Origin of the sequence: uncultured Escherichia sp. (assembly GCF_948475835.1) — a bacterium.
Classification (GTDB): Bacteria; Pseudomonadota; Gammaproteobacteria; order Enterobacterales; family Enterobacteriaceae; genus ECMA0423.
In genome coordinates, this window is sequence record NZ_CAOLGM010000146.1 from 1 (window position 1) to 10,696 (window position 10,696).

General features: G+C 50.5%; 10 protein-coding genes. 9 read left to right on the forward strand and 1 reads right to left on the reverse strand.

What is annotated here, in order from left to right:
• Positions 1 to 69 precede the first annotated feature (69 nt).
• Positions 70 to 864 carry a type I methionyl aminopeptidase gene (gene map / locus QZF50_RS20585; RefSeq protein WP_001018194.1) on the reverse strand — a complete coding sequence of 265 codons (795 nt, stop codon included), beginning with the start codon at positions 862 to 864 and terminating at the stop codon, positions 70 to 72.
• 367 nt (positions 865 to 1,231) lie between these two features.
• Here map and rpsB point away from each other — a divergent pair, with 367 nt between their 5' ends.
• The 9 genes from rpsB to bamA all read left to right on the forward strand — a co-directional run.
• Positions 1,232 to 1,957, forward strand: a complete 726-nt coding sequence (rpsB, locus tag QZF50_RS20590) for a 30S ribosomal protein S2 (protein WP_000246884.1) — start codon at positions 1,232 to 1,234, stop codon at positions 1,955 to 1,957.
• Between the two features lie 257 nt (positions 1,958 to 2,214).
• Positions 2,215 to 3,066 carry a translation elongation factor Ts gene (gene tsf / locus QZF50_RS20595; protein WP_000818114.1) on the forward strand — a complete coding sequence of 284 codons (852 nt, stop codon included), beginning with the start codon at positions 2,215 to 2,217 and terminating at the stop codon, positions 3,064 to 3,066.
• 146 nt (positions 3,067 to 3,212) lie between these two features.
• Positions 3,213 to 3,938 carry a UMP kinase gene (pyrH, locus tag QZF50_RS20600; protein WP_000224573.1) on the forward strand — a complete coding sequence of 242 codons (726 nt, stop codon included), beginning with the start codon at positions 3,213 to 3,215 and terminating at the stop codon, positions 3,936 to 3,938.
• A 291-nt stretch (positions 3,939 to 4,229) separates the two neighbouring features.
• Positions 4,230 to 4,787: a ribosome recycling factor gene (gene frr, locus QZF50_RS20605; protein ID WP_000622418.1), complete on the forward strand. Its 558-nt coding sequence runs from the start codon at positions 4,230 to 4,232 to the stop codon at positions 4,785 to 4,787.
• A 91-nt stretch (positions 4,788 to 4,878) separates the two neighbouring features.
• Positions 4,879 to 6,075 carry a 1-deoxy-D-xylulose-5-phosphate reductoisomerase gene (gene ispC / locus QZF50_RS20610; protein WP_000811923.1) on the forward strand — a complete coding sequence of 399 codons (1,197 nt, stop codon included), beginning with the start codon at positions 4,879 to 4,881 and terminating at the stop codon, positions 6,073 to 6,075.
• A gap of 188 nt (positions 6,076 to 6,263) precedes the next feature.
• Complete coding sequence (ispU, locus tag QZF50_RS20615) at positions 6,264 to 7,022, forward strand: (2E,6E)-farnesyl-diphosphate-specific ditrans,polycis-undecaprenyl-diphosphate synthase (protein ID WP_001295562.1); 759 nt, start codon at positions 6,264 to 6,266, stop codon at positions 7,020 to 7,022.
• Between the two features lie 12 nt (positions 7,023 to 7,034).
• Entirely contained in the window at positions 7,035 to 7,892 is an 858-nt protein-coding gene (gene cdsA, locus QZF50_RS20620) for a phosphatidate cytidylyltransferase (RefSeq protein WP_000922446.1), read from the forward strand.
• An 11-nt stretch (positions 7,893 to 7,903) separates the two neighbouring features.
• On the forward strand, positions 7,904 to 9,256 hold the full coding sequence (rseP, locus tag QZF50_RS20625; RefSeq protein WP_001295561.1) for a sigma E protease regulator RseP: 1,353 nt from the start codon (positions 7,904 to 7,906) through the stop codon (positions 9,254 to 9,256).
• Between the two features lie 29 nt (positions 9,257 to 9,285).
• Positions 9,286 to 10,696: outer membrane protein assembly factor BamA (bamA, locus tag QZF50_RS20630; RefSeq protein WP_287166623.1), on the forward strand; the 1,411-nt coding region annotated here is incomplete at its 3' end.

Consider the following 10,696-nt stretch of genomic DNA (forward strand, 5'->3'; position numbering starts at 1 on the left):
GTATTCATTGTGCGCCACCCATAAGATTAAATTATCGCATTAAAAAAGCCGGCATTCGCCGGCTTCATCTTATTCGTCGTGCGAGATTATCGCCGGGATGGTGTCATCCTTGCGTAGCGTCAGAATTTCGCAGCCGTTATCAGTCACCACAATAGTATGCTCATATTGTGCAGACAAGCTGCGATCTTTGGTTTTTACCGTCCAGCCATCTTTCATGGTGCGGATCTCTTTTTTACCCGCGTTGACCATTGGCTCGATGGTGAACGTCATCCCAGGTTTCAGTACGACGTTGGTTTCACGGGAGTCATAGTGCAGCACCTGCGGTTCTTCATGGAAGCCGCGACCAATACCGTGTCCGCAATATTCACGAACGACGGAGAAGCCTTCTGCTTCGACAAATTTCTGAATCGCCGCACCGATTTCGCGCAGATTAATGCCTGGTTTGACCATGCGCAGCGCCAGGTACAGGCTTTCTTGCGTGATGCGGCACAGACGTTCGCCCATGATGGTCGGCTTACCGACGATAAACATTTTCGAGGTATCGCCGTGGAAACCATCTTTGATTACGGTGACATCAATGTTAACGATATCGCCATCTTTCAGCAGCTTAGCATCGTCCGGGATACCGTGGCACACCACTTCATTAATAGAGATGCAAACGGATTTCGGATAGCCGTGATAGCCGAGGCAGGCAGAAACCGCGTGTTGTTCATTAACAATGTAATCATTACAGATGCGATCCAGCTCGCCGGTGCTGACGCCCGGTTTAACATACGGTTCGATCATCTCCAGCACTTCGGCAGCCAGTCGGCCAGCGACGCGCATTTTTTCGATATCTTCTGGGGTCTTGATTGAGATAGCCATTAATTCTGTCCATCAGCGTCGGTGATACCGACAATATATATGTAAGTGCCGTCAATGGTATCACACCCGGGCAAATTGAGAATCATTCTGAATTTCGCCAAACGTGCCACTGAAGGTTTTCTATAATAGAAAATTCGACATCTGATGCTGTACACAGCGCCAACAATTATTGGTGTCCATGACGTATTTGTGGTATAAAGCGCGCCGGACTTCCGATCCATTTCGTATACACAGACTGGACGGAAGCGACAATCTCACTTTGTGTAACAACACACACGTATCGGCACATATTCCGGGGTGCCCTTTGGGGTCGGTAATATGGGATACGTGGAGGCATAACCCCAACTTTTATATAGAGGTTTTAATCATGGCAACTGTTTCCATGCGCGACATGCTCAAGGCTGGTGTTCACTTCGGTCACCAGACCCGTTACTGGAACCCGAAAATGAAGCCGTTCATCTTCGGTGCGCGTAACAAAGTTCACATCATCAACCTTGAGAAAACTGTACCGATGTTCAACGAAGCTCTGGCTGAACTGAACAAGATTGCTTCTCGCAAAGGTAAAATCCTTTTCGTTGGTACTAAACGCGCTGCAAGCGAAGCGGTGAAAGACGCTGCTCTGAGCTGCGACCAGTTCTTCGTGAACCATCGCTGGCTGGGCGGTATGCTGACTAACTGGAAAACCGTTCGTCAGTCCATCAAACGTCTGAAAGACCTGGAAACTCAGTCTCAGGACGGTACTTTCGAAAAGCTGACCAAGAAAGAAGCGCTGATGCGCACTCGTGAGCTGGAGAAACTGGAAAACAGCCTGGGCGGTATCAAAGACATGGGCGGTCTGCCGGACGCTCTGTTTGTAATCGATGCTGACCACGAACACATTGCTATCAAAGAAGCAAACAACCTGGGTATTCCGGTATTTGCTATCGTTGATACCAACTCTGATCCGGACGGTGTTGACTTCGTTATCCCGGGTAACGACGACGCAATCCGTGCTGTGACCCTGTACCTGGGCGCTGTTGCTGCAACCGTACGTGAAGGCCGTTCTCAGGATCTGGCTTCCCAGGCGGAAGAAAGCTTCGTAGAAGCTGAGTAATAAGGCTTGATAACTCCCCCAAAATAGTTCGAGTTGCAGAAAGGCGGCAAGCTCGAGAATTCCCGGGAGCTTACATCAGTAAGTGACCGGGATGAGCGAGCGAAGATAACGCATCTGCGGCGCGAAATATGAAGGGGGAGAGCCCTTATAGACCAGGTAGTACACGTTTGGTTAGGGGGCCTGCATATGGCCCCCTTTTTCACTTTTATATCTGTGCGGTTTAATGCCGGGCAGATCACATCTCCGAGGATTTTAGAATGGCTGAAATTACCGCATCCCTGGTAAAAGAGCTGCGTGAGCGTACTGGCGCAGGCATGATGGATTGCAAAAAAGCACTGACTGAAGCTAACGGCGACATCGAGCTGGCAATCGAAAACATGCGTAAGTCCGGTGCTATTAAAGCAGCGAAAAAAGCAGGCAACGTTGCTGCTGACGGCGTGATCAAAACCAAAATCGACGGCAACTACGGCATCATTCTGGAAGTTAACTGCCAGACTGACTTCGTTGCAAAAGACGCTGGTTTCCAGGCGTTCGCAGACAAAGTTCTGGACGCAGCTGTTGCTGGCAAAATCACTGACGTTGAAGTTCTGAAAGCACAGTTCGAAGAAGAACGTGTTGCGCTGGTAGCGAAAATTGGTGAAAACATCAACATTCGCCGCGTTGCTGCGCTGGAAGGCGACGTTCTGGGTTCTTATCAGCACGGTGCGCGTATCGGCGTTCTGGTTGCTGCTAAAGGCGCTGACGAAGAGCTGGTTAAACACATCGCTATGCACGTTGCTGCAAGCAAGCCAGAATTCATCAAACCAGAAGACGTATCCGCTGAAGTGGTAGAAAAAGAATACCAGGTACAGCTGGATATCGCGATGCAGTCTGGTAAGCCGAAAGAAATCGCAGAGAAAATGGTTGAAGGCCGCATGAAGAAATTCACCGGCGAAGTTTCTCTGACCGGTCAGCCGTTCGTTATGGAACCAAGCAAAACTGTTGGTCAGCTGCTGAAAGAGCATAACGCTGAAGTGACTGGCTTCATCCGCTTCGAAGTGGGTGAAGGCATCGAGAAAGTTGAGACTGACTTTGCAGCAGAAGTTGCTGCGATGTCCAAGCAGTCTTAATTATCAAAAAGGAGCCGCCTGAGGGCGGCTTCTTTTTGTGCCCATCTTGTAAATTCAGCTAACCCTTGTGGGGCTGCGCTGAAAAGCGACGTACAATGTCGCTAGTATTAATTCATTTCAATCGTTGACAGTCTCAGGAAAGAAACATGGCTACCAATGCAAAACCCGTCTATAAACGCATTCTGCTTAAGTTGAGTGGCGAAGCTCTGCAGGGCACTGAAGGCTTCGGTATTGATGCAAGCATACTGGATCGTATGGCTCAGGAAATCAAAGAACTGGTTGAACTGGGTATTCAGGTTGGTGTGGTGATTGGTGGGGGTAACCTGTTCCGTGGCGCTGGTCTGGCGAAAGCGGGTATGAACCGCGTTGTGGGCGACCACATGGGGATGCTGGCGACCGTAATGAACGGCCTGGCAATGCGTGATGCACTGCACCGCGCCTATGTGAACGCTCGTCTGATGTCCGCTATTCCATTGAATGGCGTGTGCGACAGCTACAGCTGGGCAGAAGCTATCAGCCTGTTGCGCAACAACCGTGTGGTGATCCTCTCCGCCGGTACAGGTAACCCGTTCTTTACCACCGACTCAGCAGCTTGCCTGCGTGGTATCGAAATTGAAGCCGATGTGGTGCTGAAAGCAACTAAAGTTGACGGCGTGTTTACCGCTGATCCGGCGAAAGATCCAACCGCAACCATGTACGAGCAACTGACTTACAGCGAAGTGCTGGAAAAAGAGCTGAAAGTCATGGACCTGGCGGCCTTCACGCTGGCTCGTGACCATAAATTACCGATTCGTGTTTTCAACATGAACAAACCGGGTGCGCTGCGCCGTGTGGTAATGGGTGAAAAAGAAGGGACTTTAATCACGGAATAATTCCCGTGATGGATAAATAAGGGTAAGATTCCACGTAAGTATCGCGGGGGCGTTAGTCTGGTTATAAGGCGTTATTGTTGCAGGCAGTTTGGTCACGGCCAGCGCGCAGCAACCGGAGCGTACAAAAGTACGTGAGGATGGCGAGCACTGCCCGGGGCCAAAATGGCAAATAAAATAGCCTAATAATCCAGACGATTACCCGTAATATGTTTAATCAGGGCTATACTTAGCACACTTCCACTGTGTGTGACTGTCTGGTCTGACTGAGACAAGTTTTCAAGGATTCGTAACGTGATTAGCGATATCAGAAAAGATGCTGAAGTACGCATGGACAAATGCGTAGAAGCGTTCAAAACCCAAATCAGCAAAATACGCACGGGTCGTGCTTCTCCCAGCCTGCTGGATGGCATTGTCGTGGAATATTACGGCACGCCGACGCCGCTGCGTCAGCTGGCAAGCGTAACGGTAGAAGATTCCCGTACACTGAAAATCAACGTGTTTGATCGTTCAATGTCTCCGGCCGTTGAAAAAGCGATTATGGCGTCCGATCTTGGCCTGAACCCGAACTCTGCGGGTAGCGACATCCGTGTTCCGCTGCCGCCGCTGACGGAAGAACGTCGTAAAGATCTGACCAAAATCGTTCGTGGTGAAGCAGAACAAGCGCGTGTTGCAGTACGTAACGTGCGTCGTGACGCGAACGACAAAGTGAAAGCACTGTTGAAAGATAAAGAGATCAGCGAAGACGACGATCGCCGTTCTCAGGACGATGTACAGAAACTGACTGATGCTGCAATCAAGAAAATTGAAGCGGCGCTGGCAGACAAAGAAGCAGAACTGATGCAGTTCTGATTTCTTGAACGACAAAAACGCCGCTCAGTAGATCCTTGCGGATCGGCTGGCGGCGTTTTGCTTTTTATTCTGTCTCAACTCTGGATGTTTCATGAAGCAACTCACCATTCTGGGCTCGACCGGCTCGATTGGTTGCAGCACGCTGGACGTGGTGCGCCATAATCCCGAACACTTCCGCGTAGTTGCGCTGGTGGCAGGCAAAAATGTCACTCGCATGGTAGAACAGTGCCTGGAATTCTCTCCCCGCTATGCCGTAATGGACGATGAAGCGAGTGCGAAACTTCTTAAAACGATGCTACAGCAACAGGGTAGCCGCACCGAAGTCTTAAGTGGGCAACAAGCCGCTTGCGATATGGCAGCGCTTGAGGATGTTGATCAGGTGATGGCAGCCATTGTTGGCGCTGCTGGGCTGTTACCTACGCTTGCTGCGATCCGCGCGGGTAAAACCATTTTGCTGGCCAATAAAGAATCACTGGTTACCTGCGGACGTCTGTTTATGGACGCCGTAAAGCAGAGCAAAGCGCAATTGTTACCGGTCGATAGCGAACATAACGCCATTTTTCAGAGTTTACCGCAACCTATCCAGCATAATCTGGGATACGCTGACCTTGAGCAAAATGGCGTGGTGTCCATTTTACTTACCGGGTCTGGTGGCCCTTTCCGTGAGACGCCATTGCGCGATTTGGCAACAATGACGCCGGATCAAGCCTGCCGTCATCCGAACTGGTCGATGGGGCGTAAAATTTCTGTCGATTCGGCTACCATGATGAACAAAGGTCTGGAATACATTGAAGCGCGTTGGCTGTTTAACGCCAGCGCCAGCCAGATGGAAGTGCTGATTCACCCGCAGTCAGTGATTCACTCAATGGTGCGCTATCAGGACGGCAGTGTTCTGGCGCAGCTGGGGGAACCGGATATGCGTACGCCAATTGCCCACACCATGGCATGGCCGAATCGCGTGAACTCTGGCGTGAAGCCGCTCGATTTTTGCAAACTAAGTGCGTTGACATTTGCCGCACCGGATTATGATCGTTATCCATGCCTGAAACTGGCGATGGAGGCGTTCGAACAAGGTCAGGCAGCGACGACAGCATTGAATGCCGCAAACGAAATTACCGTTGCTGCTTTTCTTGCGCAACAAATCCGCTTTACGGATATCGCTGCGTTGAATTTATCGGTACTGGAAAAAATGGATATGCGCGAACCACAATGTGTGGACGATGTGTTATCTGTTGATGCGAACGCGCGTGAAGTCGCCAGAAAAGAGGTGATGCGTCTCGCAAGCTGAGGATAATCCGGCTACAGAGAGTCGCGCTATTTGTTAGCGTAGGGCTTCAGTGATATAGTCTGCGCCATCTGATCGTAAGTAGTTGGCTTTATAAGGTCAGGTATGCCGTGGTTTTACACGGCTTTTTTTTGTATAGGCTTCAGTATTCCTGAGTACCGTAAACCCTGTCAGGGAATAAAAAACGCGTGATGTTGTCTGCTACTCAACCACTTAGCGAAAAATTGCCAGCGCATGGCTGCCGTCATGTTGCGATCATTATGGACGGCAATGGTCGCTGGGCAAAAAAGCAAGGGAAGATTCGTGCCTTTGGGCATAAAGCCGGGGCAAAATCCGTCCGCCGGGCTGTCTCTTTTGCGGCCAACAACGGTATTGAGGCGTTAACGCTGTATGCCTTTAGTAGTGAAAACTGGAACCGACCAGCGCAGGAAGTCAGTGCGTTAATGGAACTGTTTGTGTGGGCGCTCGATAGCGAAGTAAAAAGTCTGCACCGACATAACGTGCGTCTGCGTATTATTGGCGATACCAGTCGCTTTAACTCGCGTTTGCAAGAACGTATTCGTAAATCTGAAGCGCTAACAGCCGGGAATACCGGTCTGACGCTGAATATTGCGGCGAACTACGGTGGACGTTGGGATATAGTCCAGGGAGTCAGGCAACTGGCTGAAAAGGTGCAGCAAGGAAACCTGCAACCAGATCAGATAGATGAAGAGATGCTAAACCAGCATGTCTGTATGCATGAACTGGCCCCTGTAGATTTAGTAATTAGGACTGGGGGGGAGCATCGCATTAGTAACTTTTTGCTTTGGCAAATTGCCTATGCCGAACTTTACTTTACAGATGTTCTCTGGCCCGATTTCGATGAACAAGACTTTGAAGGGGCGTTAAATGCCTTTGCTAATCGAGAGCGTCGTTTCGGCGGCACCGAGCCCGGTGATGAAACAGCCTGATGGGGGTCGCTTTTGCTGAAGTATCGCCTGATATCTGCTTTTGTGTTAATACCCGTCGTCATCGCGGCGTTGTTTCTGTTGCCGCCGGTGGGGTTCGCCATCGTAACGCTGGTGGTCTGCATGCTGGCAGCGTGGGAATGGGGACAGCTTAGCGGTTTTACCACTCGTTCGCAGCGAGTATGGTTGGCGGTGTTATGCGGGTTATTGTTGGCGCTGATGCTTTTTCTGTTGCCGGAATATCACCGAAATATTCATCAACCGCTGGTTGAAATCTCACTTTGGGCTTCGCTGGGTTGGTGGATTGTCGCGCTATTGCTGGTGCTGTTTTACCCAGGTTCCGCAGCAATCTGGCGTAACTCTAAAACATTGCGCCTTATTTTTGGCGTGCTAACCATTGTTCCCTTCTTCTGGGGCATGCTGGCGTTACGGGCCTGGCACTATGACGAGAATCATTACAGTGGCGCAATATGGCTGCTCTATGTCATGATCCTGGTATGGGGCGCTGACTCCGGCGCATATATGTTTGGCAAATTGTTTGGTAAACATAAGCTGGCACCGAAGGTTTCTCCGGGTAAAACCTGGCAAGGCTTTATAGGTGGACTAGCGACCGCAGCGGTAATCTCATGGGGTTATGGCATGTGGGCGAATCTCGACGTCGCTCCCGTCACCTTACTCATTTGCTCTATTGTCGCAGCGTTAGCCTCAGTGCTCGGCGATCTGACCGAGAGTATGTTTAAGCGTGAAGCAGGAATTAAGGACAGCGGTCATTTAATTCCAGGACACGGTGGTATTTTAGATCGTATTGATAGCCTGACGGCTGCGGTACCGGTCTTTGCTTGCTTGTTGTTACTGGTATTCAGGACGCTTTAACGGAAGGTAATATGCTGAGTTTTCTCTGGGATTTGGCTTCGTTCATCGTTGCACTGGGTGTACTTATCACCGTGCATGAATTTGGTCATTTCTGGGTTGCCCGGCGTTGTGGTGTTCGCGTTGAGCGTTTCTCAATAGGGTTTGGTAAGGCGCTCTGGCGGCGAACTGATAAGCTCGGCACCGAATATGTTATCGCCCTGATCCCGCTGGGCGGTTATGTCAAAATGCTGGATGAGCGCGCAGAACCGGTCGTTCCGGAACTCCGCCACCATGCCTTCAATAATAAATCTGTCGGCCAACGAGCGGCGATTATTGCCGCAGGTCCGGTTGCAAACTTCATTTTTGCTATCTTTGCCTACTGGCTGGTTTTTATTATTGGTGTGCCTGGCGTACGTCCGGTGGTTGGTGAAATAGCAGCCAATTCGATAGCTGCGGAAGCACAAATTGCACCAGGTACGGAACTAAAAGCCGTAGATGGTATCGAAACGCCTGATTGGGATGCCGTGCGTTTGCAGTTGGTCGATAAAATTGGCGATGAAAGCACCACCATTACAGTAGCGCCATTTGGCAGCGACCAACGGCGGGATGTAAAGCTCGATTTACGTCACTGGGCGTTTGAGCCTGATAAAGAAGATCCGGTATCTTCGCTGGGGATTCGTCCTCGTGGGCCGCAAATTGAACCTGTACTGGAAAATGTGCAACCAAACTCGGCGGCAAGCAAGGCAGGTTTGCAAGCAGGCGACAGGATCGTTAAAGTCGATGGTCAGCCCTTAACGCAGTGGGTGACCTTTGTGATGCTTGTCCGGGATAACCCGGGTAAATCCTTAGCGTTAGAAATCGAAAGGCAGGGAAGTCCCTTGTCTTTGACATTAATCCCGGAGAGTAAACCGGGTAATGGTAAAGCGATTGGTTTTGTCGGTATTGAGCCGAAAGTCATTCCTTTGCCAGATGAGTATAAAGTTGTACGCCAGTATGGGCCGTTCAACGCCATCGTCGAAGCCACGGACAAAACGTGGCAGCTGATGAAGCTGACGGTCAGTATGCTGGGAAAATTGATCACCGGTGATGTGAAACTGAACAACCTCAGTGGGCCGATCTCTATCGCCAAGGGGGCTGGGATGACAGCGGAACTCGGGGTAGTTTATTACCTGCCGTTTCTTGCGCTTATTAGCGTGAACTTAGGGATAATTAACCTGTTTCCGTTGCCCGTACTTGACGGGGGGCATCTGCTGTTCCTTGCGATCGAAAAGATCAAGGGCGGACCGGTATCCGAGCGGGTTCAAGACTTTTGTTATCGCATTGGCTCGATTCTGCTGGTGCTGTTAATGGGGCTTGCACTTTTCAATGATTTCTCTCGGTTATGAGAGTTAGTTAGGAAGAACGCATAATAACGATGGCGATGAAAAAGTTGCTCATAGCGTCGCTGCTGTTTAGCAGCGCCACCGTATACGGTGCTGAAGGGTTCGTAGTGAAAGATATTCATTTCGAAGGCCTTCAGCGTGTCGCCGTTGGTGCGGCCCTCCTCAGTATGCCGGTGCGCACAGGCGACACGGTTAATGATGAAGATATCAGTAATACCATTCGCGCTCTGTTTGCTACCGGCAACTTTGAGGATGTTCGCGTCCTTCGTGATGGTGATACCCTTCTGGTTCAGGTAAAAGAACGTCCGACCATTGCCAGCATTACTTTCTCCGGTAACAAATCGGTGAAAGATGACATGCTGAAGCAAAACCTCGAGGCTTCTGGTGTGCGTGTGGGCGAATCCCTCGATCGCACCACCATTGCCGATATCGAGAAAGGTCTGGAAGACTTCTACTACAGCGTCGGTAAATATAGCGCCAGCGTAAAAGCTGTCGTGACCCCGCTGCCGCGCAACCGTGTTGACCTAAAACTGGTGTTCCAGGAAGGTGTGTCAGCTGAAATCCAGCAAATTAACATTGTTGGTAACCATGCTTTCACCACCGACGAACTGATCTCTCATTTCCAACTGCGTGACGAAGTGCCGTGGTGGAACGTGGTAGGCGATCGTAAATACCAGAAACAGAAACTGGCGGGCGACCTTGAAACCCTGCGCAGCTACTATCTGGATCGCGGTTATGCCCGTTTCAACATCGACTCTACCCAGGTCAGTCTGACGCCAGATAAAAAAGGTATTTACGTCACGGTGAACATTACCGAAGGCGATCAGTACAAGCTTTCTGGCGTTGAAGTGAGCGGCAACCTTGCCGGGCACTCCGCTGAAATTGAGCAGCTGACTAAGATCGAGCCGGGCGAGCTGTATAACGGCACCAAAGTGACCAAGATGGAAGATGACATCAAAAAGCTTCTCGGTCGCTATGGTTATGCCTATCCGCGCGTACAGTCGATGCCTGAAATTAACGATGCCGACAAAACCGTTAAATTACGCGTGAACGTTGATGCGGGTAACCGTTTCTACGTGCGTAAGATCCGTTTTGAAGGTAACGATACCTCGAAAGATGCCGTCCTGCGTCGCGAAATGCGTCAGATGGAAGGTGCATGGCTGGGAAGCGATCTGGTCGATCAGGGTAAGGAGCGTCTGAATCGTCTGGGCTTCTTTGAAACTGTCGATACCGATACCCAACGTGTTCCGGGTAGCCCGGACCAGGTAGATGTCGTCTACAAGGTAAAAGAGCGCAACACCGGTAGCTTCAACTTCGGGATTGGTTACGGTACTGAAAGTGGCGTGAGCTTCCAGGCTGGTGTGCAGCAGGATAACTGGTTAGGTACAGGTTATGCTGTTGGTATCAACGGGACCAAAAACGATTACCAGACCTATGCTGAAC